Genomic DNA, 21267 nt, shown 5'->3' with positions numbered 1-21267 from the left:
GGCTTATCCCTTCTTGGACTTGTTTGCAAGAACTGCAAGCTTTGACAGCAACGCCATTAATTGTATCTCGTCATCTGAGCCCTCGACAATCCTGTAGTTTGCCTCGGCAACTAGGACGAGCAGATCTGCTAGTGTTGCCTCGTCGAGCTTGATTGATTTCTGTGAGAGAACCTCCCTATGTATATACCTTATGATGTCGATTCCCGACAATCCGTAGTTGTAGAGGAGCACCCTTAGCTTGTCTCTGGCACCTATAATGTCTCCCCTCAGGGCGCTTTCGATCATTTCCTTGACTTCCCTAGGCTTTACACGGCCCAGCGCCGCGTATACAACTTCCTCGGTGACGTTCTTGCTTATCGCTGACGCCGCCTGTAGCGTGTTTATCGCTTTGCGTAGGTCTCCCTGGCTCTCCTCCCATATCGCTTCAAGGGCCTGCTCGTCGACTGTTATCCCCTCATTCTTCGCTATCCATTTCAGCCTGTTGAAGGCGTCGCCCTTGGGCAGTGGCTGGAAGCGGAAAACCGCGCATCTCGACTGTATAGGCTCAATAATTTTGGACGCATAGTTGGCTATCAGTATGAAGCGAGTGTTCTTCGAGAAAAGCTCCATTGTCCGCCTGAGTGCCTGCTGGGCGTCCCCAGTCATGTTGTCGGCTTCGTCAAGTATGACGAGCTTGAATGGGACGTCTCCTAGTGGGAGTGTACGCGCATAGTCCTTGATCCTGCTCCGGATCACGTCTATGCCTCTCTCGTCGCTCGCGTTGAGCTCGAGGGTATTGTCGCGCCAATAGTCCCCGTAGAGGTCGTGGGCCAGCGCGAGGGCGGCAGTGGTTTTTCCAGTACCAGGCGGGCCGGCAAAAAGGAGGTGCGGCATGTTTTTCTGTTTGACAAATTCTTTCAGCCTCTTCACGATTTCTTCTTGGTCGACAATTTCGTCGAGACTTCTCGGCCTATATTTTTCTACCCAAAGCTCTTCAACCATAAACGCTCACACTGATACGTATGTTGGTGAAAAATATAAGTATATTACACAAAAAAAGGCTGAAACTCCTGGAGAAGCTTTTACCTTGCGGCTAGTGCTACACGCTCGATTTCTTCCTTCTTGCGTATCGCGTAGCTGTTGGCATCTCCGTATGCCGCGGCGACAATCTCGTCGGCTAGACACTCTTCAATTGTTTTGGGATTGTTCATTGAGCAGGCCCTTGCGCCTTCAGAGATAAATCTTAGCGCTAGGTCTACCCTTCTCTGCGGCGAGACGTCTACTGACACGTGGTAGAGGATACCACCGTAAACAACTCTGGTTGTTTCTTCGCGTGGCGACGCGTTCTCAATTGCCCATACAAGGACCTGTATGGGGTTCTTGCCCGTCTTTAGTTCGATGATTTCAAAAGCCCTTTTCACAATGTTGAGCGCGAGCATCTTTTTGCCTGCGTTTCTCCCGGGCCTCATCAGGTTGTTGGCAAGCCTCTCGACAACTGATACCCTCGACTTTGCGAATCTCTTCTTTGCGTGTCTTCCCTTTGTGTGGGGGACAAGGACAGGCTTCAGTGATAGGTACCTCTTTAGGCTTTGGTCCCTAATTTCTACGTCACGCGTGCTCCACTTGTCAAATATCTTGATTTCCTCGCCGTCAAGCGTTGATATGAACTGGTCGCCTTCAGCCATTTACTCTCCCACCACTTGCATTTTGAGAAAAATATAACTTTTTCGCTTTGACGCACGTTACCCCTTAACCACAGCTATCGGCGTCATCCTCACTACTTTCTTTACGAACCCAACAGCGTCTGCAACGGCGACAACCCTGTCCACATCCTTGTATGCGTCTGGCGCCTCTTCCGCAACGACGGCCAGGCTCGCAGCCCTAACGACTATGCCCCTGTTCTCGAGCTCGGCCTTGATCTCTTGTCCCCTGACCTGCCTCCTAGCCTCTGCCCTGCTCTGCATCCTGCCGGCCCCGTGCGGCGAAGAGCCGAAAGTCAGCTCCATGGCTTTGGGCGTCCCAACAAGTATGTAGCTAGCTGTGCCCATTGATCCAGGGATAAGGACTGGCTGGCCTATAGTCTTGTAGTCCTGTGGGATCTCCGGGTGACCGGGCGGGAAGGCGCGGGTCGCCCCCTTCCTGTGGACGTAGACCTTTACACGTTTCCCATCGACAACGTGTTCCTCGAGCTTAGCAATGTTGTGTGCAACGTCGTATATGATTTTTAGTCCGAGCTTGTCTGGATCAGTCTTGAAGACCTGCCTAAAGCTTTCACGCACCCAGTGAGTGATCACCTGCCTGTTTGTCCAAGCGAAGTTGGCGGCTGCCTTCATTGCCGCGAAGTATTTTTCGGCCTCGGGAGCGGTTGCGGGGACAGAGACTAGCTCCCTGTCTGGGAGCGGCATGTTGTATTTCCTGACGAGCCTCTCCATTATCTTGAGGTAGTCGCTGGCTACCTGGTGCCCTAGGCCCCTCGAACCAGTATGGATCATCACTGTTACTTGTCCCTCTCTCTCGATGCCAAAGTATTTCGCGACCTCGGGGTCGTAAATCTTGTCTACCCTTTGGACTTCGAGGAAGTGGTTGCCACTACCCAGGGTTCCAAGCTGGTTGTTGCCCCTCTCCTTTGCCTCGTTTGAGACCGCGCCGGCGTCTGCACCCTCCATTCTGCCGCGCTCCTCTATGTGTTCGGGATCCTCTGGCCAGCCATAGCCCCTCTCTATGGCCCATTCTACTCCCTCTTCTAGAACCCTGTCTAGCTCTGAAAAGCTGAGCCTCAAGCCACTTGTGCTTCCCAGACCAGATGGGATCTTCCTGAAAAGTGTCTCTGCCAGCTCGCGTAGCTTTGGCCTAACCTCCTGCTCCATTAGGTTTGTCGCGAGAACCCTCACTCCACAGTTTATGTCGTATCCGACTCCTCCCGGGCTCAACACGCCCTCGTTCGCGTCGAATGCCGCTACGCCCCCAATGGGGAACCCGTAGCCCTGGTGGCCGTCTGGCAGAACAATCGAATACTTGTATATGCCCGGCAAGACGGCCACGTTTGCCACTTGTTCGAGTGTGAGGTCTTCCTTCATTTTGCCTATTAGCACTTCGTCAGCTATTACGAGACCTGGGACCCTCATTCCAGGCTTGTACTTCTGGGGGATCTCCCACAAGTAGTCAGTTATCTTTCTTAATGGTGGAGCCATATTTTTCACCTAGTATCTCTAGCTGGCAATAAACATAAACATTTTTATCCTGACATGATAAATTTTTCCTATAATGATAAAGGTCTACCTCGAGAGAAAAATTACACGGGACGACCTTGCCCCCGGAAACCTCGAGAAACACCCTGAACTACGAGAGCTGTACTCCCTCTACGAGGAGGAGGGGGACTTCACTTATACACGGTACATAAGGGAAGAGCTACCTCCACACGTCGCAAGAAAGATTCTAAACACGAGAATCCTCGAGCTTCTAGATTTCCTGTCGAAGAACAAGGACATAGGGGTAAGCGAGCTTGCTAGAAGCCTCGGGAGGTCTGCGCCAAACGTTTCCCGGGATCTAAGGTTCCTCGCAAGGTGGAAACTGGTAAGGCTGAACGAGCAGGGAAAAAAGAAAACAGTCGAAATCACAGCTAGAAGAATCGAGATACTTTTCGCAGAGAAATAGATACCCCTAGATGTCGGGTGTATACTCGACTACGTAGAGGCCGCCTTCTTGATAGATACGCATCCCGTGGTAGGTAATGGCCTTTACGAGTACCCTGGACTCGTGCCTCTCTGGGTCGAAGCGCTCCCCCGAAACAGTGGCCTTGACAATGTATCCGTCCGGTTGGGGCTCTATGGCTATGTTGTCTACGCGGGAAACAAGGAACTGCTCCGTGTCGAACAGGAAAAGGATTTTTTCGAGAAAATTGTAGAGCAGGTTTTCTAGGTCGAAGCCTTCTGCTGTGACCTCTCGTTTTTCCCGGGGCTCGATGCTCTCCACGTTTGTCATTACCCCGAATAGCCCTATGACCGCGTAGGCGAAGGCCTCCTCTAGGCTCCTTCCAACCGCTCTCACAGTTATGTCGGCAGTGTGAGGCAACAGCTCGAAGCCGATTTTTTTCTCCATGGCGCGCATGCCCCCTGCCTATTCACTTCTAATTATGAGTTCACGCTGTATAATCCAGTCCTTGAGTTTCCCAGTCACGATTATTGGCGCCTTCTTTAAGTCTTTGAGATCTTTTCCCCCGACGAGGTAGACCGCTATCCTTAGCTCCTTCAGGGTTTTGTCCAGGAACCTTCTGCCCCCTGGGACACCGCCTGAGTAGACGCTCCTAACCACTGGCAGGGCCATGCCTGCAAAGTCTGCCCCTAGCCTAATCACTTTGGCTACTTCTACGCCGTTCCTGACGCCACCGGTGGCTATGAGCAAGATGTCTGGGAAAACCGACCTGACCTCGAGTATGCTGGCGGCCGTCGGTACACCCCAGTCGGCAAAATCTCTAGCAATCTCCTCGAGAACATCTAGCCCCATGAGCCTCGCCCTCAGGCCCTCTATCACGGCGAAGGACGTGCCCCCCGTGCCGCCCACATCTATACCCTTTATGCCGATACCAACGAGCTTCCTCGCTGACTCCCTCGCGAAGCCTTCCCCGGTCTGCTTCAGGATAACTGGGACACTGACAGAGCTGACAAGTTTTTCGAGGCCTGCCAGGAAGCTTCTAAACACTGGCTCGCCTTCGGGCTGTAGAACTTCTTGGAGTGGGTTCAGGTGGACGGCAAGGACGTCTGCGTCGATCATCTCGATGAGCTTCTCTGCGTCGCCCACAGATAGACCCATGGATACCTGGCTCGCGCCTATGTTAGCGATCCTGGGAACGTCGGGCGCCTTTTCCTTTACAACCCTGAACGTGTCTGCGGCTGATGGGTCCTTGAGGCCCGCCCTCTGGCTGCCGACACCTATTGGTATATGGAACTCCTCGGCCAGCTCGGCGAGCATGGAGTTTATTTTTCCGGAGAGAGGTGTGCCGCCTGTCATACCGCTTATCACTAGTGGGGCGTTTACCTTGTGGCCAAAAAACTGGGTGGACACGTCTACTTCGGAAAAGTCGTGGTCTAGTATCGTCTGGTGGACAAATTTCACGTCTTCGAGCATAGTAGTGGCCGTGGACTCTACTTTTTCTTTTACAGCGAAGATTAGGTGCTGGTCCTTGCGCGAGAAAATCAGTTCCTCGTTATTCATTCTATATCCACCATACCCCTATTTTTCAAACGAAAGAGACGCATAGGCAACAACACTGCTCTTGTCCCCAGTAACCTCGCCGGAGTCCGCGTACTTGAGAAGCCTCACATTCGTATATCCTAGTTCACGTGCAACCTGCATCAAGACCATTACTGGGCCGGGCCCACACATCGATATGTCCTCCTCTATAACAGTGTCGTACAGCCCCTCTACGTCTAGGGCCTTTATCTTCTCTATTGCCTTGAAGTCCTTCTCCCTCGCTATCCTGGCCTCGACATAGTGGCTCATGTCGCTACTCGCGATAACATACGCCTTCAGCCCCTTGTTCTTGATAAGGCTTGCAATCGCCTTTCCAACCCTGACAGCAGCCTCGGGAGTCTGGAGCATCATCGAGATCGGTACAATCCTCGGCGTCTCTGGAAAAGTGAACTGTAGAAATGGGATCTGGACCTCTATCGAGTGTTCGTAGAAATGCGCCTGATAGTCGAACAGGACTATGCGTTCCAGCGAGGAGAGCTCCTTCGCCAATTCCTTGTCGACCATTACCTGGCCGAGCGGGGTCTCCCAGGCGTCATTCTCGTCGACAGCGATTGGAACCCCAAGCGCGTGGTGGTTAGGCCCCAAAATGAATACAACGTCTGGCCTGCCGGCGTCTGAAAGCTCGAGATACGAGTGGGCTGCGACGTGACCAGAATAGACATAGCCCGCGTGGGGCGCAACGACCCCTATCACTCTACCAGTGTATTCACGTGGAGCCTTCTCCGGCAACCTTCCCGGGCCGAGCCTATGTAGGAAGCTGGCCCTGAGAGTCTCGGCGAGCTCGCCTGGGTTTGCGGGGTAAAAATAGCCAGCGTTAACTGGGGAGCGTACCCTCACTCCTGAAGCCATACCACTCCATGAAAATGGGGACTCCGAGCTATAAAAACTTACACTAAAAACTGTGGACAGCCTAGACTACTTCTCCGGTCGTCAGGATTCTGGCCTCAAAGTCTGAAAGAGGCACTGGCAACTCGGCTGTAGGGGCAAGTTCGCCCCTCGCCCTGAGAACCTCCCTAGCGAGCAACCAGAATACGAGGGCAAGCGCCTTGCGGCCCCTATTATTCGTCGGAATAATCAGGTCGACATAGGATATGGGCGAGTCCGTGTCGCAAAGCGCAACAACAGGGATACCCATCTGGCCTGCCTCAGTAACGGCCTGCTCGTCCACGCGGGGGTCAGTGACGACCAAGAGGTCTGCCTCAGTGAAGTGTGCTAGAGCCGGGTTTGTGAATGTCCCAGGCAGAACCCTTCCAAGAATAGGTTTACAGCCAACAAGCCCACAGAACTTCTTGACAGGCCTGTGACCATACTGGCGCCCAGAAACCACGACGACCTTAGCCGGGTCATACCTCGCGATAAACTTCGCGGCTATCCTTATACGCTCGTCAGTCTTCTTCACGTCGAGCAGGTAGAGCCCGTCAGGCCTAGCACTATAGATAAAAGGCTTCATGAACTTGCTCTTCACCTTCGTGCCAATCCTTATACCCGCTGCCAAGTACATCTCCAAGGGTATCAGCAACTGTCCCTCAAGAGACTTCAACTCCTCCAGACTCATCAGCAACGCCTCCATACCTTTTCAAAAAACACTATATAAACTTGTCCCTCCTGCACAAAACAAACACACCAAAAACCATCGATCCTTTCTAAGTTGCATCTATTGGAGCGCGCGCTTTCTGAGTTGCATCGATACAATCTGAACAAAACGGAACCTACCTTGTCCTATTACTTTCAATTCTTTCTGAGTTGCATCCGACAAATTTATCCGCTCACACATGCAAGGCGTGAGGGTAACTTTCAATTCTTTCTGAGTTGCATCAGCGTGAACGTCTAGCTTACCAGTCCAGAAGACAAATATTCTTTCAATTCTTTCTGAGTTGCATCTAGGCTAGACACGAGGCATGCACCAATGATAAAGAACAACTTTCAATTCTTTCTGAGTTGCATCCTAAGCGATACATTAAAGCGGATTTTCCGCTCTTTCTTTGCCTTTCAATTCTTTCTGAGTTGCATCACAGACATAGGGGTCGATGGGTCGCTGACATCGTTGAGCCTGATACTTTCAATTCTTTCTGAGTTGCATCCGAATTTTTCTACTCGTGGGGGTTTATATGTTTAACGTTTGGGTTTTATCAAGAAGTCTGCAAAACTGCCCTAGCACTAAAATTTACACATTGGAAGCTTCTGAAACTTCCCAATCGGGAAGCTTCCCGAAACACCCCGTTTGAAGTCGGGAATTTTTCCCGTAATCTCTTTTTAAAATAACCTTCCCGTCGAGAAACTTCATAAACAACTTTTAGTTTTCCTAGAAGGAAAACATTGACAAAATAGAAATGCTTTATTGATGTAAGCTAGTTAATGATGGGGCGTGTTTCCTGTTTTGTGCTGGGTGTAAAGCTTGTAGATCCTTGATGCATGATTTGTGCTTTGGGGAGAAAAATTTATTACCCATTAAGCTCTACTAATCTGCGACGTCTAGGGCCCGTCGTCTAGCGGCAGGATGCCTCCCTGACGCGGAGGTGGTCCTGGGTTCAAATCCCAGCGGGCCCACCATTTTCCCTTCGTGAAACGTTTCATGATAGCTTTATTCTGCTTATTTTGTCGGTGTCTTGGGCTAGGAGTATTGTGTCTGGCTTTTCTTCATATAGGATGGCTAGGGTTTTGGGGCTAATGTTTGTGAATATGAGTTGGCTGTTTTGGAATATGTATGTGAAGGCGGGGTCGAAGGGTATTCTGCATGGCTTTGTCAGGAGGAATACCTGTGCGGGGTCGAATGTTTGGGTGTGGGTGTAGAGTTCTAGCCATTGCCTGCATGTGAGGGTTATGAATGTGGATGCGGGCGCCATGGAGGCTTTTGATGCCAGCAGGGCGTGGACGAGTACGGGGTGTGTGGTTGATGTTATTGTTAATAGCTGGACTGGCGGCTCTTGGCCGCATGTTGTCTCCGGTTTGACTTGGCTTGTGGAGGCTATTTCTAGTAGGGTCTTGTATATCCTTTGGTTTTTTGGGTCTTCTTGTGCTAGGAGGATTGCGGCTTCTCTGGGGTTCTTAGCGGTGAGTATTTTCTTTGCGAGGCTTGGGAGCATTGGGTCTGCTAGGCGGCTCTCGAGGCTCTTTGTGAATGTGTCTAGCGTGGGGCTGTCTATGCATAGGGGTTCTGCGTTTATGACCTGTTTTACCCAGGAGGAATAGTTTTCTGAGAATGCTAGCAATATGTTTGTCTGTGCCTTGAGGAGGTTTCGGAGCTGGTTCTCGAGGAAGTGTAGAAGGTTTTCGTGCCGGAGCGAGACGACTAGGGGTCTCGGCGCTGAACTATACACGGGTCTATGGGGTTAGGAAAAGTTAATAAATATGACTGTGGAAATGGGCTGTTGAGGATTCATGATATTCCCTGTCAGGTGCTTTACGTGTGGCGCCCTTATCGGGGACAAGTGGAGCGAGTTTGCCACGCGTGTAAGTAACGTGGAGGACCCCGGAAAAGTCTTGGACGACATGGGTATTACTAGGTATTGTTGTAGGAGGATGTTTTTGTCCCACGTCGACGTGATCGACAAGGTCATAAAGTACGGCACGATAGAAGAATTTGTTCAGCCTGCCCCGCCGACGCGTTCACGCCAACCCTAATAGCTTAGGTTCCCTGCGTCATTTTTCTCGGAACAAAAATGCCCGGTAAGTTTTGTTTGTGAAAATTCTACGTGCCAGTCACGAGTCATGAGAATTTAGGAGGTATGGGGAGAGACTGTCAGCCGGTCGCCTATGGACTTGTAAAAATGAGAAGAAGAGAATGGAGAGCTGGACCCGTTTACCTGTAGCTTTTCTGTCTCTTTGCCCTTGCTGACCTGCCCCTGGGCTTCTTGGGCTCTGTTTGGCGTGGATCCTCTACGAGTAGCCTCCTGTCATATGTAAGGTAGAGCTTTTTGAGTTCCTCGCTTCCGCTCCACTCGACTAGTGCCCTGGCGATCGCGGTCCTGATGGCTGAGGCTTGTCCAACTATGCCTCCGCCCTCTGCTTCGGCGTAGATGTCTACTTGTTGGACAAGTTTGCCTGCGAGCTTTACTGGCTCCATTATTTTTAGGCGTATGACTTCGGGTTCTAGGAGCTCGAGCGGGGTCCCGTTTATGAATATTCTTCCTCTGCCCTCGCGGAGTATTACCCTTGCCCTAGCGGTTTTTCTCCTCGCGGAGGCTAGCACCATTTTCATGTGGATCTACCCCTCTATATCCTTGTTTGTTAGGCTTTTATATAGTTCGCCCAGCGTTATGTATGGGACTAGCTCGTTCTTGTAGAGGGCGGCGGGTATCTTTACCTTATTTGCGTCTGCATACTCGGACGGGGTACCAATGTAGACATAGAGCCTCTTGAGGGCCTCTCTGCCCATGGCTTTTTCCTTCGGCAACATCCCCCTAACCATCCTCTTGAAGAGCCTGTCAGGCGTCTTTGGATATTTTGGTCCCCTCATGTCGGGGTTGTAGTATGTCTTCCACTCTACCCATCTCTTCCTGTACTTCTCTACTACCCTCTGGGGCTTGCCGGTTAGGATTATTTTTTCGGCGTTGACTACGACTATTTTTTCTCCTTTTAGGAGCTCCTTAGCTATTACGCTGGCCAGCCTCCCAGCTATGTGGCCGGCCCCATCAATAACTATAACTTTTTCCTGTGTCGCCATTCTACATCACCTTTCTACGCGATTATTTTTACACCTTTTCCTTCTGGGTTCTGTTCAAGGAGCTCTTCGATAGATAGAAGCTTCACGTTTCCGTCGAGCCTGCGGGGGACTGAGCGGCTGAACCTCCAAGCGGCTATGGTAACGTTTGTTTTTGTTATTGTTCCTCCGCCTAGGAGCTTGCCTGGTACAACTACTACGTCTCCCTCATTTATGTACCTGTCGATGTCGCCAAGGTTTACTTCTACCCGTTTCCTCCGCGGCCTCTCGAGGAACTCTGCGACGTCTCTCCATACTGGGGCATTATACATCCTGCTGTACTTTCTAAGCTTGCTTATCAGCAGTCTTAGATGTATGTTTGTGGGTCCTGTTCTCTTCATATCAACACACCTCTTTATTCAAAAAAACAGTAGATAAAAACTTTCTCATTGGGGTTGAACCTCTCCTGCCAGAGCTTGTTTAACGGATTCTTCAACTAGATGGCTGAACCTCTCAGTTTTCTTTATTAGGACGTCGATTGCTGTCTCAATGATTTTTTCGGGTGGGAGGGTGCCAAGCGTCTCCATGTTGAACTGTATCACGTTGGGGTTATACGTGACCTCGACGGCTTCTGGAAATGCTTCTACGCATTCCCTGCAGAGCGAGCATGCCCACTCGTTTAGGACTACTAGTTTTCCAGAATTGTAGCCGAAGACCCTCCTGGGGCAGGTAGCTATAATTTTAGAGGCATAGTCCTCGGGGAGATCTTCCTTTAGAACCCTTATGACTGGCTTAAACTTGTAGCCTACGGGGCCTACGGGCTGCCACTTCGCGTGTTCCTTTCCTGTCCCCATCCTTGCAATGGCAGTCAAGACGAGCCTCTGGCCTTTGGCCAGCTTTGCGATGGGGATATTCTTTGAGACTGGCTCTATGCTTGATGTTTCACTTGTGATGACTGCACCCTCGACGCCTTCGAATCTGAGGTGTCCGCTGAGGACGGTTTTCGGCCTTTCCACGGCCTCCTCGTCGAGCGTAAAGATTACCTGTGGGTCTTTTCCCTCCTCGTAGAGTTCTCTCAGGGCGTCATAAGTCTCAGTGTCCACCTTGAGGGGAACCATTGCCAGTCGGTGGGCGATCATTTCGTCCCATAGAACGCTGGTATTTTCCTGTATTATTACTTCGTCTATTGCCAGGGAGGGCGTCTCAGATATTATTGCGCGGCGCAGTGCGTTGGCAAACGCTGGGGTAGCGTCTTCAAGCTGGAATATAACCTTGTTTCCCTTCTTGGATAGAAGGCGAAATTTGGGGAGATTAGACACGAAGCCTTACCTCGTTGGTTTCTGCTTTCTGCCTCTGAGTATCTCTTTCAGCGAGACGCCGTTAACCTTGATTACCTTCCATCTTACTCCTGGCAGGTCTCCATATGCCCTGCTTTCTGGTCCACCGATACCCTCGATTATTACCTCGTCGTGCTCGTTTACGAAGAGGAGCGCGCCGTCGCCTGGGAGGAAGGCTGTCACGACTTTGCCGTTCTTTAGTAGCTGTACCCTGACACATTTACGTACAGCGCTGTTGGGTTGCCTGCTCTCGATACCCACCTTTTCTACGACTATTCCCCTGGCCTGTGGGGCTCCCTCGAGGGGGTCTACTTTCTTTTTGAGCTGTAGCATGCGCCGCTTGTATTCGAGGTCGCTCCACCTGAACTTTTTCCTCTTGAGTTCTAGTTTCCTAGCAGCAAACATTCCACGAGGAGACTTACTTCCTGGCAATCTATACACCTCGACTTTCTTTAATTGGGCTTTTTATAAAGTTTTTTGGTCAGGCCCCTGGAGAAACAAGAAGTGTAGAGACAATGGGCCTTCAAGCGCTTGGCTGAACCCTTACCTCTGTTACACCGTAGTATCTTCCAAGGATGAGCCGCGCTCGCTGAACGTTCCTGCCGTTTCTGCCGATAGCTATGCCGACCTGGTCAGGCGGGACAATTGCTATGACTATTTTCCTGTCGCCCTCCTCCTTTAATTTTACCTCGACAACCCTCGCGGGGAAAAGAGTCGACTTTACGAGCTCCTCTAGGTTTGACCCGTCCTCGACGACCTCTACGTCTTTTTTGAGAAACTCTTTGAGCATCCTGATCTTGGAGCCGGCTTTGCCCACTGCGAGGGGTGCCAGGCCCCTATCAACGAGGAAAATGTATCGCTGGAAAGCCTCGTCGTAGAGAAGATCCTTGGGCGGTATCTTCGTGATGTCCTCAAAAAAACTCATCAACTGTAGCTCTTCGTTTGTTAGACGCCTGTTCGCGCCGGCGCTCATGCTTGTCCCTTTACGAGGTCTAGTAGCCCGCTCTCGCCCTCGTCTATGACGGCTATAGCCGAAACAAAGAAGGGCTTGTTACAGGCTGCGCCGAGGTCTTTGCTTGACCCCTCGAACACGTATAGCGGTGTATTTGATATTTTCGCCTTGTACTTTATTTCCTCGGCCACGATTGTGGGGGCGTTTTTGGCAAGGATGACTAGCTTTGCTTTTCCAGTTGAGAGTAGCTTTATCGTCCTCCTAGAGCCCAGTACGACCTTGCCAGTGTTTATGGCTGTCTGTAGCTCCCTTATGAAGTCTGCACCCATACCGATCACTGTTTGGGAAATTCATACCTCATTTTTAATTTTACTGCGCCTGTACCCAGGGGTATAGGCCTGCTACCAATTATAACGTTTTCTATGACTCCCCTCAGCTCGTCCACTTCGCCCCTCAGCGCGGCCTCGACGAGGTTCTTGACTGTTACCTCGAAGCTTGCCCTCGCGAGTACGCTTCCCTTTTCGCCTGCCACGCCGTGCCTGCCGACCTGCCTAACCTTGCCAGAATAGGTCATCGCGTCTGCAACCATCATGATGTGCCTGTAGTCCACGTCTAGGCCGTGGTCGTCTAGGACCCTCTTTATCTCCTTGATTATCGCGTTTCTCGCCGCCTCGATGCCGAGAACCTCGTATATCTCCATTATGTTGTTTGTAGTCGTCCTGGTCGGGTCGACCCCCTCTATGCCTAGAACAGCCTTCAGGTTGCTTCCCTCTGTCAGAATAACGTACTCCACGAGCTCGCCGTTGTCGTCCCTCACAGGCTTGACAATCGCGTGTTTTATGCCCTTTATTCCCTTTATCCTGAGCCCCAGAACCCTGTCATACATCCTCCTTAGCTTCGTCAACTCTTCTAGGCCCGTGTAGAAGATCACCGTGTTGCCTTCCCGCTCGATTTTGCCCTTCTTGCCCTTTACCTTTTCAAGCGCGCTCTCTACGTCTTCGAAGGTTACACCCCTGTTCTCCATCATCTCTGGGTCAAACTCCATGATGATGGCGAACTGGTAGAAGTCTATCGTGATCGTGTTGCAAAGGTTCTCGATTGTGGTCAGCTCTATCTCCTTCGCAATCTTAAGCGCGAAGTCGAGGTCTTTGGCGTGGCTGGGGTCAAGATAGATCTCCATCAGAGGCGTCGACGGCTCGCGCCTCAAGTCGACTATTTCTATGAGGCGCGGCAGTCCGAGCGTCACGTTTAGCTCTCTTACTCCTGCAAAGTGGAAAGTTCTTAGGGTCATCTGGGTTGCAGGCTCTCCAAGGGACTGGGCGGCAACCATTCCTACGGCTTCTCCCGGCGCAACGAGGCTCGACAGGTATCTGCGTATCGCCTCGTTTATTACTTGTAGTGCCTCGTCCCTGGTCAGCTTTGCGTCGAGTATTTTCTGGTACAGCTCTTTGCGTAGGGAGAGAGGCAACGTTTCGTGGTATTTCTCGATCTCGTTCCAGAGCTCCTCTGGAGACATAACGTTTGCTTCCTTACTCATGCCTTTCACCCCTCATCGCGAGAACCTTCTTAATCAACTTGTCTACGTCTACCGGCTTCCCGTGGTCACTCCTAGACGGGTCGACGCCGTCCTCGCCGTACCTGTACTGTATCACTAGGCCCTCGCTGTTCCTCACGGTGCCGTCGTAGGACACGTAGAAGTCCTGCATTGCGCTCTGGAGCCTGCGGTACATGTATCCGGACTGGGCAGTCCTAACGGCCGTGTCTACCAGTCCCTCTCTTCCAGAAATCGCATGGAAGAAGAACTCTTCTGGGGACAGGCCCCTGCGGAAAGAGCTCTGGACAAAGCCCTTGGCCTGTGGAGACAGGTCGTTGACAGGGAAGTGTGACAGCGTCCTACCGCTGTAGCCCCTCTCTATCCTCTTGCCCCTAACCGACTGCTGTCCGACAATCGCGGCCATCTGTGTCAGGTTCAGCATGCTTCCCCTTGCTCCCGTCCTAGCCATTATGACCGCGTGGTTAAGTAGTCCGAGGTGCCTGCTAACTATTTCTCCAGCCCTCGTCCTCGCCTCCGCCAGCACATTCATTATGAGGTCCTCGAGGGTCTCCTTACGAGTCTTGCCCGGCATCGGCTGGAGCTCTCCAGACCTGTACTGCTCTATGAGCTCCTGGACCCTCTTTTCTGCCTCCCTTACTATTTCCTGCACGTCCCTCTCTGCCTCTGGGGGTATCTCTACGCTGTCGACACCCATCGTGAAGCCGTACTTGTCGAGGTACTCGATAAAGACCTTAAACATGCCGTCCATTAGCTCCCTGGCCTTTTCCACGCCGTATTCACGTACAATCTCGTGTAGGACGGTTCCATGCTTCTCTGCGCCGATAGCCTGCTTATCAAAGACTCCTAGCAGGAGCTTGCCGTCCTTGATCAGGATGTAGCCGTCGTTCTCACAGTACTCCTCGTCGCATTTCCCAGAAGAGGGTGCAACACTTGCGCGTCCAACATAGTTGAGGCCCTTCGGCAGAAACATGCTGACTAACTGCTTCCCAGTCCAGTAGGGCCCCGGCTTGAGTATCGCTGGCTCAACTAGGGGCTCAGAGTTGTTTCCGAGGTAGAGCAGCCTTAGGGCCTCCTTCTTGTCTAGGAGCGTGTCCTTCCTAGTCAACAGGTAAGCCCCAGTAATATAATCGTGTAGACCACCGATGATAGGCGCCCCATATCGCGCCGTCATGATATGTCTCTCCACGAGCATCAGCTCCCTTGCCTCGGCCCGGGCCTCCTCGCTCTGCGGCACGTGTAGGTTCATCTCGTCACCGTCGAAGTCCGCGTTGTAGGGTATAGTTACGAGGAGGTTTAGGCGGAAAGTCTTGTATGGGAGAACCTTCACCACGTGCGCCATTATTGATATCCTGTGTAGCGAGGGCTGCCTGTTAAACAAGACAATGTCGCCGTCCATGAGGTGCCTCTCAACAATGTAGCCCGGCGCCAGGGCCTGGCTGAGCTCCTCCCTGTGCTTAGCGAAGCGCAGGTCAATCCTGGACCCGTCCGGCTTTATGATGTAGTTAGCGCCTGGCCAAACGTCGGGGCCATTAATGACGAGCTGCCTCATTTTCTCGATGTTCCAGGAGGTGACCTTTTCGGGCACAGTCAAAACCTTTGCAACGTCTATCGGGACACCGACCTCGTTAATGCTGAGGTTAGGGTCAGGAGAAATGACCGTCCTGGAAGAGAAGTCTACACGTTTCCCAGCAAGGCTCCCCCTAAACCTTCCCTCCTTGCCTTTCAGACGCTGTGCAAGGGTCCTAAGGGCCCTTCCAGACCTGTGCCTAGCAGGCGGTATGCCTGGAAGCTCGTTGTCGAAATACGTCGCGACGTGGTACTGGAGAAGGCCCCAGAGATCCTCGATAACTAGGGATGGGGAGCCAGAGTCAATGTTCTCCTTGAGCCTCTGGTTGACACGGATAATGTCGACAAGCTTGTGTGTCAAGTCGTCTTCCGAGCGGTCTCCAGACTCGAGCGTGATAGATGGCCTAACGCTCGGGGGGACAACGGGGACCACCCTTAGAACCATCCACTCGGGCCTAGCCTCCTTGGGGTCTATGCCTACTACCTCGAGGTCCTTGTCGGGTATCCTGGAGAGGCGCTCCCATATCTCTAGGGGCGTCAGCCTGACAAGGCCCTCCTCCCTCTCCTCGTAGAACGTGTAAGGCTTGTCAACCTTGATCTTGTACTGCGGGGCATGACAGTGGGGGCACTCCGTTGCCTTTGCCGCCTCTTTTAGCAACGTGTTGGCGTACTTTATCTTTAGGCTGGGCCACTTGCGTGAATAAACCTCCATCCTTTTCCTGGCCTTCTCTATGCGCTCCTCGTCGAGCTTAAGCCTGCCACACTTGCTACAAGTAGCCTTCAGGAGCAAAGCGATATACGGGGTGAACTCTGGGTGGACGACGGGCCTGGCCAGCTCGATGTAGCCAAAGTGCCCGGGACAATTCGTGAACCTATTGCCACACGTCTGGCAGACAGCTCCAGGCTCTATTGAGCCCATCCTCCTGTCCATCAGGCCTCCTGGAATCGGGAAGCCCTCGTCGTCGTACAGCTCGCTTGTCTCTATCCTTAGGACGGCGAGCTTCCTAATCATTTCTGGCGAGAGAATGCCGAACTTTAGCCCGGCAATTATCTTGGACGACTCGCGTGTACTCATACCCATCACCTATGCATGTACCTTGTCTTTTAACAGTATCTTTACTGAGAGGCCTAGACCCTGGAGCTCCTGTAGCAACAGCTTGAACGCATAGGACACCTCTACTGGGTGCAGGACACCCTTGTCCCCACACACTGGGCATACGGGGGCGTTCTTCTTCGCGTCAAACCACCCCATGTAGCCACAGTTCTCGCAAACCCAGATAGTGGTCTTGTCCGAGCTGTCTAGAAGCCTCTCCCTCAGCAACATGGATGCACCGTGGCCGACCAGGCAGTCCTTCTCCATTTCTCCGAACCTTAGACCGCCCTCCCTCGCCCTTCCCTCTGTTGGCTGCCTCGTCAGTATCTGGACTCTTCCCCTTGCACGTGCATGCATCTTGTCGGCTACAAGGTGGTGCAACTTTTCATAGTACACCACGCCGATGAATATCTCTGCCTCAAGCTTCTCTCCGGTTATCCCGTTGTAGAGGACTTCCTTGCCGTCGCTCCTAAAGCCATAGCTCTTCAGTATTTCACGTATGTCTTCCAGCGACGGGGGCTCGAAAGCCGTGGCATCTATACGTGTGCCTTTGAGGGCCGCCGCCTTCCCAGTTAGGGCCTCCAGCAACTGTCCAACGGTCATACGTGACGGGATGGCGTGCGGGTTGATCAATAGGTCAGGCGTTATGCCTTCCTCGGTGAACGGCATGTCTTCTTGTGGGACAAGCATGCCCACTACTCCTTTCTGTCCGTGGCGCGATGCAAACTTGTCTCCAAGCTCTGTCGGCCTCAGGTCCCTGACCCTTACCTTTACGAGCTTTATTCCTTCCTGGCTCTCCATTATTAGGACCCTGTCAACTATACCCTTCTCGCCGTGCCTCAGGGTGACAGACGTGTCCTTCCTCCTAGACATGACCCTCGGCTCGAAAGTGCTCGTATAGAACCTCGGCGGGCTCGTCCTACCAACTAGAACCTGGCCGCCGTGAAGCTCTGACTCCACGTAGGCAATGCCGTCGACTGGGTCAACGTTTTCGTATGCCTGTGCCGACTTTATGTCGAGGAGCTCTTCCTCCATCTTGGGCTTCTCGATCCTGTCCTCTAGGCCGCCCGGGTATCTCCTCTCCTCGACCTCGTACGTCCTGAAGAAGACAGACCTCGTCATGCCACGCTCTATCGCGGCCTTGTTTATGACGACTGCGTCCTGGATATTGTATCCACCGCTCGTCAGCACTGCTACGACCATGTTTGTCCCGTAGGGCAGGTTGTCGAGCGGGATAAGGTCGAAGATGCGTGTCTTTACGAGCGGCTTCTGTGGATAGTACATTACATGCATCCTGGGATCCATCCTAAGCTTGAAGTTGTAGTGGGGTATGCCTAGGGACTGCTTGGCCATTGCCGCCTGGTAAGAGTTTCTCGGGGACTGGTTGTACTCGATGAACGGAATAGTCAAAGCGATTATCCCCAGCATTGCCGCGGGCACAATCTCCATGTGCGTGTGCTGGGGAGTAAGCTGTGAGGGGTCGCTGGCGACAAGCGCGTTTTCCTCTTCCTCCGCGTCTAGGTACTCGACGATGCCGTTCTCTATGAGGTCGCTCCACGTCCACTGGCCCTTCTTAAGCAACTCGACGTGCTCGTGCGTGAGCTTGGGGACACCGTTCTCCACGATTATTAGGGGCCTCCTAATCCTCCCAGCGTCACAGTTAATGTAGACCTCTTCTATTGCACCCTGCACCCCGCCAACATTGTACTCGCTAATGTAGTAGGCCACGTTTATCTCGTGGCTTATCCTTCCCTCCCTCCTCAGCTTCCTAATTGTCCCGGCCAGCTCCCTCCCATTCTCCACGTAGCCAATAAGCCTGCCATTCAGGTATACACGGGCACCAGCCACCCTCTGCCCAATAGTCCTCTCGATCGGCGTAACCCCCAGCTTAGAGACAAGCAGATCGTAGACCTGCTTCTCGTCCGCCCCGTTCGAGACAGTAGCAAGGAGCGCCAGGTTCTTGACCAGCCCACAGTTCTGCCCCTCGGGGCTCTCCACTGGACAGAGCCTCCCAAGCTGCGTAGAGTGGAGCTCCCTCGCCTCGAAGTGCGGCTGCGTACGGGAAAGCGGCGAGACAACCCTCCTGAGGTGCGACAACGTAGAAAGATAGTTTGTCCTGTCGAGGATCTGGCTAACGCCCGTCCTCCCGCCCACCCAGTTGCCCGTAGCCAAGGCGTGTTTAAGCCTGTCAGTAATGATGTCGGGCCTAGCAATACTGATCAGATTGATGTCCCTGGACTTCGTCGTGTGCCTCTCGATAGAATAGGTCATCTCTTTGACAAGCTGCCTAAAGGCCACACGGAAAACCTGTGCAATGAGCTCGCCAGCGTGCCTAAGCCTCTTATTTACAAGGTGGTCCTTGTCGTCTGGGCCACGCATCCCAAGCTTGAGCTCCAGGAGACGAGACACCATCTGGCCAACAAAGAAGGCCTTCGAGACCCTCGCGTTCGGGGTTCTGCCAATGTGTGGAAGGAAGTTCTCGTCTAGAACCTGCTGTGCACGCTCTATCCTCACGTTCTTGGGTTGTCCAGGCGAGACCCTCGAGCCAATGTAGTCCAGCGCCTCCTCCACGCTCGAAGCAATCTTGGTCTGCTCCATCAATACAGGCAGGAACTCCTGCTGGATAATAGGGTCGCCACTAATAGCGTAGACAATGTCCTTGTCCGTCTTCAGCCCGAGAGCCCTCATCAAGACAACTACAGGTATCTTTGTGGGGCACGCGGGGAAAGAAGCATAAATCATGCCGTCCTTCGTCCTCTCGATAGTCAGGGGAGACCTCTGCCCAGAAGAAACACTGAAAACCTTCGCAGTATGCGTGACAGAGCTACTAGCACCACCATAGTCAACGAGAACCCTGTTCACGGCGAGGTCTTCCTGCATCACGATGACGCGCTCAGACCCGTTAACGATAAAGTATCCGCCCGGGTCGTACGGGTCTTCACCATACTTGATGAGCTCGTCCTCGCTGGTAATCGTGCTGAGGACACACTTCTTGCTCTTCACCATTATCGGCAAGTAGCCTATGAAAACGGACTCTGTCCGCCTCTCCTCCCCGTCCACGTAGAGGCTCATAGTCAGGTAGAGCGGGGCAGCATAGGTGATGTTCCTGAGCCTGGCAATCATAGGCGTCAAAGCCACGTCGGAGCCGTCCGCCTCGCGGAAAACCGGCTGGCCAACCTCGATCTTGCCAAACCTGACCTCGACGCCCTGGCTCTCGACCTTTATGCCGCCAACCTCGTTCACTATTTCCTGCAGGCCCCTCTCGAGAAAAGCGTTAAAAGAGTCCAGGTGCTGCCTAACAAGCCCCAGCTCGTCCACGTAAGCCTTGACAAGGGCCCAGCGGTCACTACTAGACAGCCTGGCCACACTTGGTCTACTCATCCCTTCATCACCAGCCTAAAGGCCACAGACTCCCCAGCAGTCGGGCTCTTCCTAATAATCATTACGACGTCTCCAGGCTTAGCCTTAAGCGCCCTAGCGACAGGGTCAGTAGAATAGATCCAGGGCAAGTCAGACTTCTTCAGGCCCATAGCCCTCAGAATCCTTAGAGCCTCCTCCTCAGACAGCAAGACGTGCTTGGGAACCAGCTCATGTTCCAAAACATTGAACTTTTTCGGCATAACAAACCCTTACCGCGTAGCTAGAAACTATTGACAAAAACTTATTTTTTAAACTTTTCTTTCAAAGAAAAACCCAAGAAACTGGCGGGCCGGCCGGGATTTGAACCCGGGACCTATGGGTTAAAAGCCTCGACGTGCAACACGCCATCGCTCTACCTAGCTGAGCTACCGGCCCCACCAGAAACACAAAACACACATCAGGTTTTAAAATTTTCTGCGAAACATCACGGCAATCCGCAGGGGAAAACTCAAGGCACCTCTCCTACACACACCTCAACCAATAAACAAAGACACACATGAAGCCCAGTCACAGAACCCAATAGAAAGACACCCAAGCCTCGCCCAGCTAAATCGCTTAGATACCCGCGCGCTAACTCGATGAGATAAAGGACGAGCTTTCAATTCTTTCTGAGTTGCATCGGTCTTGCACAAATACGAGGCGAGGGGCTTGATTAGGATTCTCTTTCAATTTTTTCTGAGTTGCATCCCGGTAGCAATGAAGGGGGTAGCCGTTGCGTCCCCGATATTCTTTCAATTCTTTCTTAGTTGCATCTGAGCTGGAGTACGATGAGGTTAACTGTACTGAGCATCGAACTTTCAATTCTTTCTTAGTTGCATCGGGATACTCTAACGATTCATGTCTTTGATGGGAAAGAGTGGAAAGCCTTTCAATTCTTTCTGAGTTGCATCAGTGAGATATGGGACGACTTGGTTGATACCATTCGAAAGCGCTTTCAATTCTTTCATAGTTGCATCCTGAAGACGCTCATAGCATATGGATACCTGGACATGACTTTCAATTCTTTCTTAGTTGTATCCATACACCTCTTACCCAGCAGACTCGTGGACACTCAACCTCACCGCCTTTCAATTCTTTCTGAATTGCATCGAGGGTCAGAGCGTATACTTTGGCCCGACACATTGTCAATCACTTTCAATTCTTTCTGAGTTGCATCACGACTATACGATTCCGTCAGGGATAAGATTTGCGGCCTTGCTTTCAATTCTTTCTTAGTTGCATCCATGCACCGAGGTCATCGCATCGTCTATATTTCACAGCTTTCAATTCTTTCTTAGTTGCATCTGGAGAAAAGTCCGAAGCTTAGGGAGCTCGTTGAGACCTCTTTCAATTCTTTCTTAGTTGCATCAAAAATTTCAGAGACAGTCAAGACAAAAGCACTCAATGTCTTTCAATTCTTTCTTAGTTGCATCGCTGTCTGTCTCTGCCTTGAACACGATGAAGACGTTTACCTTTCAATTCTTTCTTAGTTGCATC

The 21267-nt window shown here is 52.1% G+C and carries 21 protein-coding genes, 2 tRNA genes and 2 CRISPR repeat arrays; of the genes, 3 read left to right on the top strand and 20 right to left on the bottom strand.

The genetic code is table 11. From position 1 onward, the window contains the following. Positions 1–3: 3 nt before the first annotated feature. The 3 genes from QXT17_RS08655 to QXT17_RS08645 all read right to left on the bottom strand — a co-directional run bounded on the left by QXT17_RS08655 (position 4) and on the right by QXT17_RS08645 (position 3170). Positions 4–981 (bottom strand): replication factor C small subunit, encoded by a 978-nt coding sequence (locus QXT17_RS08655; RefSeq protein ID WP_052887113.1) that lies wholly within the window; start codon positions 979–981, stop codon positions 4–6. A gap of 80 nt (positions 982–1061) precedes the next feature. After that, a complete protein-coding gene (locus tag QXT17_RS08650) occupies positions 1062–1664 on the bottom strand; it encodes a 30S ribosomal protein S7 (protein WP_342814498.1) in 603 nt (200 codons plus the stop codon). A 57-nt stretch (positions 1665–1721) separates the two neighbouring features. Further along, positions 1722–3170, bottom strand: coding sequence for an RtcB family protein (locus tag QXT17_RS08645; protein WP_020962142.1), 1449 nt, complete (start codon positions 3168–3170; stop codon positions 1722–1724). Between the two features lie 73 nt (positions 3171–3243). Here QXT17_RS08645 and QXT17_RS08640 point away from each other — a divergent pair, with 73 nt between their 5' ends. Continuing rightward, positions 3244–3633, top strand: a complete 390-nt coding sequence (locus tag QXT17_RS08640; RefSeq protein ID WP_288006524.1) for a helix-turn-helix domain-containing protein — start codon at positions 3244–3246, stop codon at positions 3631–3633. Positions 3634–3639: 6 nt separating this feature from the next. On the opposite strand, the gene QXT17_RS08635 is transcribed toward QXT17_RS08640, so the two are convergent. The 4 genes from QXT17_RS08635 to rpsB all read right to left on the bottom strand — a co-directional run bounded on the left by QXT17_RS08635 (position 3640) and on the right by rpsB (position 6784). Continuing rightward, a complete protein-coding gene (locus QXT17_RS08635) occupies positions 3640–4077 on the bottom strand; it encodes an archease (protein WP_020962144.1) in 438 nt (145 codons plus the stop codon). Between the two features lie 18 nt (positions 4078–4095). After that, positions 4096–5190: a type 2 isopentenyl-diphosphate Delta-isomerase gene (fni, locus tag QXT17_RS08630; RefSeq protein WP_342783235.1), complete on the bottom strand. Its 1095-nt coding sequence runs from the start codon at positions 5188–5190 to the stop codon at positions 4096–4098. An 18-nt stretch (positions 5191–5208) separates the two neighbouring features. Then, on the bottom strand, positions 5209–6078 hold the full coding sequence (gene amrB, locus QXT17_RS08625; protein WP_342783234.1) for an AmmeMemoRadiSam system protein B: 870 nt from the start codon (positions 6076–6078) through the stop codon (positions 5209–5211). A gap of 61 nt (positions 6079–6139) precedes the next feature. Then, positions 6140–6784 carry a 30S ribosomal protein S2 gene (gene rpsB / locus QXT17_RS08620; RefSeq protein ID WP_342765591.1) on the bottom strand — a complete coding sequence of 215 codons (645 nt, stop codon included), beginning with the start codon at positions 6782–6784 and terminating at the stop codon, positions 6140–6142. A gap of 170 nt (positions 6785–6954) precedes the next feature. Continuing rightward, positions 6955–7310: direct repeats of the CRISPR family, unit length 25 nt; unit sequence CTTTCAATTCTTTCTGAGTTGCATC. Between the two features lie 394 nt (positions 7311–7704). Between rpsB and QXT17_RS08615 the strand changes: the two genes are divergently transcribed. Then, positions 7705–7779: transfer RNA gene (locus tag QXT17_RS08615), tRNA-Val, on the top strand. A gap of 20 nt (positions 7780–7799) precedes the next feature. Here QXT17_RS08615 and QXT17_RS08610 read toward each other — a convergent pair. Further along, positions 7800–8546 (bottom strand): hypothetical protein, encoded by a 747-nt coding sequence (locus tag QXT17_RS08610; RefSeq protein WP_342783233.1) that lies wholly within the window; start codon positions 8544–8546, stop codon positions 7800–7802. 61 nt (positions 8547–8607) lie between these two features. Here QXT17_RS08610 and QXT17_RS08605 point away from each other — a divergent pair, with 61 nt between their 5' ends. After that, positions 8608–8850: a DNA-directed RNA polymerase subunit N gene (locus QXT17_RS08605; RefSeq protein WP_342783232.1), complete on the top strand. Its 243-nt coding sequence runs from the start codon at positions 8608–8610 to the stop codon at positions 8848–8850. 178 nt (positions 8851–9028) lie between these two features. On the opposite strand, the gene QXT17_RS08600 is transcribed toward QXT17_RS08605, so the two are convergent. The 12 genes from QXT17_RS08600 to QXT17_RS08545 all read right to left on the bottom strand — a co-directional run bounded on the left by QXT17_RS08600 (position 9029) and on the right by QXT17_RS08545 (position 20166). After that, positions 9029–9427, bottom strand: coding sequence for a 30S ribosomal protein S9 (locus QXT17_RS08600; RefSeq protein ID WP_020962150.1), 399 nt, complete (start codon positions 9425–9427; stop codon positions 9029–9031). Positions 9428–9433: 6 nt separating this feature from the next. Next, a complete protein-coding gene (locus tag QXT17_RS08595; RefSeq protein ID WP_342783231.1) occupies positions 9434–9892 on the bottom strand; it encodes a 50S ribosomal protein L13 in 459 nt (152 codons plus the stop codon). A gap of 14 nt (positions 9893–9906) precedes the next feature. Further along, the gene (locus tag QXT17_RS08590; RefSeq protein ID WP_020962152.1) at positions 9907–10269 is read right to left on the bottom strand and encodes a 50S ribosomal protein L18e; all 363 of its coding nucleotides are present in this window, start codon (positions 10267–10269) and stop codon (positions 9907–9909) included. A gap of 45 nt (positions 10270–10314) precedes the next feature. Then, a complete protein-coding gene (locus tag QXT17_RS08585) occupies positions 10315–11187 on the bottom strand; it encodes a DNA-directed RNA polymerase subunit D (protein WP_342783230.1) in 873 nt (290 codons plus the stop codon). Positions 11188–11193: 6 nt separating this feature from the next. Then, positions 11194–11637, bottom strand: coding sequence for a 30S ribosomal protein S12 (locus QXT17_RS08580; RefSeq protein ID WP_148681985.1), 444 nt, complete (start codon positions 11635–11637; stop codon positions 11194–11196). A 91-nt stretch (positions 11638–11728) separates the two neighbouring features. After that, positions 11729–12178 (bottom strand): NusA-like transcription termination signal-binding factor, encoded by a 450-nt coding sequence (locus QXT17_RS08575; RefSeq protein ID WP_020962155.1) that lies wholly within the window; start codon positions 12176–12178, stop codon positions 11729–11731. Then, positions 12175–12486, bottom strand: a complete 312-nt coding sequence (locus tag QXT17_RS08570; RefSeq protein ID WP_020962156.1) for a 50S ribosomal protein L30e — start codon at positions 12484–12486, stop codon at positions 12175–12177. Before QXT17_RS08570 ends, QXT17_RS08575 begins: the two co-directional genes overlap by 4 nt. Positions 12487–12491: 5 nt before the next feature. Beyond that, positions 12492–13694 carry a DNA-directed RNA polymerase subunit A'' gene (rpoA2, locus tag QXT17_RS08565; RefSeq protein ID WP_342783229.1) on the bottom strand — a complete coding sequence of 401 codons (1203 nt, stop codon included), beginning with the start codon at positions 13692–13694 and terminating at the stop codon, positions 12492–12494. Beyond that, on the bottom strand, positions 13687–16353 hold the full coding sequence (locus QXT17_RS08560; protein ID WP_342783228.1) for a DNA-directed RNA polymerase subunit A': 2667 nt from the start codon (positions 16351–16353) through the stop codon (positions 13687–13689). Before QXT17_RS08560 ends, rpoA2 begins: the two co-directional genes overlap by 8 nt. Before the next feature lie 9 nt (positions 16354–16362). After that, positions 16363–19752 (bottom strand): DNA-directed RNA polymerase subunit B, encoded by a 3390-nt coding sequence (locus QXT17_RS08555; protein WP_342783775.1) that lies wholly within the window; start codon positions 19750–19752, stop codon positions 16363–16365. After that, entirely contained in the window at positions 19749–19991 is a 243-nt protein-coding gene (locus QXT17_RS08550; protein ID WP_020962160.1) for a DNA-directed RNA polymerase subunit H, read from the bottom strand. The genes QXT17_RS08555 and QXT17_RS08550 overlap by 4 nt, the downstream gene beginning before the upstream one ends. A gap of 82 nt (positions 19992–20073) precedes the next feature. Beyond that, positions 20074–20166, bottom strand: a tRNA-Lys gene (locus QXT17_RS08545). 220 nt (positions 20167–20386) lie between these two features. Beyond that, positions 20387–21267: direct repeats of the CRISPR family, unit length 25 nt; unit sequence CTTTCAATTCTTTCTTAGTTGCATC.

It is taken from the genome of Thermofilum sp. (genome assembly GCF_038871435.1).
Taxonomy (GTDB): domain Archaea; phylum Thermoproteota; class Thermoprotei; order Thermofilales; family Thermofilaceae; genus Thermofilum; species Thermofilum adornatum.
The sequence above is the reverse complement of the archived record's forward strand: the minus strand, read 5'-3'. Positions and strand labels throughout refer to the sequence as shown.

Excerpts from the sequence above, each read along its gene's own strand:
- QXT17_RS08575 (WP_020962155.1), bottom strand. The coding sequence starts at position 12,178 with ATGAGCGCCGGCGCGAACAGGCGTCTAACAAACGAAGAGCTACAGTTG.
- rpoA2 (WP_342783229.1), bottom strand. The coding sequence starts at position 13,694 with ATGAGTAAGGAAGCAAACGTTATGTCTCCAGAGGAGCTCTGGAACGAG.
- QXT17_RS08595 (WP_342783231.1), bottom strand. The coding sequence starts at position 9,892 with ATGGCGACACAGGAAAAAGTTATAGTTATTGATGGGGCCGGCCACATA.
- QXT17_RS08605 (WP_342783232.1), top strand. The coding sequence starts at position 8,608 with ATGATATTCCCTGTCAGGTGCTTTACGTGTGGCGCCCTTATCGGGGAC.
- QXT17_RS08655 (WP_052887113.1), bottom strand. The coding sequence starts at position 981 with ATGGTTGAAGAGCTTTGGGTAGAAAAATATAGGCCGAGAAGTCTCGAC.
- QXT17_RS08560 (WP_342783228.1), bottom strand. The coding sequence starts at position 16,353 with ATGAGTACACGCGAGTCGTCCAAGATAATTGCCGGGCTAAAGTTCGGC.
- QXT17_RS08550 (WP_020962160.1), bottom strand. The coding sequence starts at position 19,991 with ATGCCGAAAAAGTTCAATGTTTTGGAACATGAGCTGGTTCCCAAGCAC.
- rpsB (WP_342765591.1), bottom strand. The coding sequence starts at position 6,784 with ATGAGTCTGGAGGAGTTGAAGTCTCTTGAGGGACAGTTGCTGATACCC.
- QXT17_RS08645 (WP_020962142.1), bottom strand. The coding sequence starts at position 3,170 with ATGGCTCCACCATTAAGAAAGATAACTGACTACTTGTGGGAGATCCCC.
- QXT17_RS08590 (WP_020962152.1), bottom strand. The coding sequence starts at position 10,269 with ATGAAGAGAACAGGACCCACAAACATACATCTAAGACTGCTGATAAGC.
- QXT17_RS08640 (WP_288006524.1), top strand. The coding sequence starts at position 3,244 with ATGATAAAGGTCTACCTCGAGAGAAAAATTACACGGGACGACCTTGCC.
- fni (WP_342783235.1), bottom strand. The coding sequence starts at position 5,190 with ATGAATAACGAGGAACTGATTTTCTCGCGCAAGGACCAGCACCTAATC.
- QXT17_RS08600 (WP_020962150.1), bottom strand. The coding sequence starts at position 9,427 with ATGAAAATGGTGCTAGCCTCCGCGAGGAGAAAAACCGCTAGGGCAAGG.
- QXT17_RS08555 (WP_342783775.1), bottom strand. The coding sequence starts at position 19,752 with ATGAGTAGACCAAGTGTGGCCAGGCTGTCTAGTAGTGACCGCTGGGCC.
- QXT17_RS08570 (WP_020962156.1), bottom strand. The coding sequence starts at position 12,486 with ATGGGTGCAGACTTCATAAGGGAGCTACAGACAGCCATAAACACTGGC.
- QXT17_RS08635 (WP_020962144.1), bottom strand. The coding sequence starts at position 4,077 with ATGGAGAAAAAAATCGGCTTCGAGCTGTTGCCTCACACTGCCGACATA.
- QXT17_RS08650 (WP_342814498.1), bottom strand. The coding sequence starts at position 1,664 with ATGGCTGAAGGCGACCAGTTCATATCAACGCTTGACGGCGAGGAAATC.
- amrB (WP_342783234.1), bottom strand. The coding sequence starts at position 6,078 with ATGGCTTCAGGAGTGAGGGTACGCTCCCCAGTTAACGCTGGCTATTTT.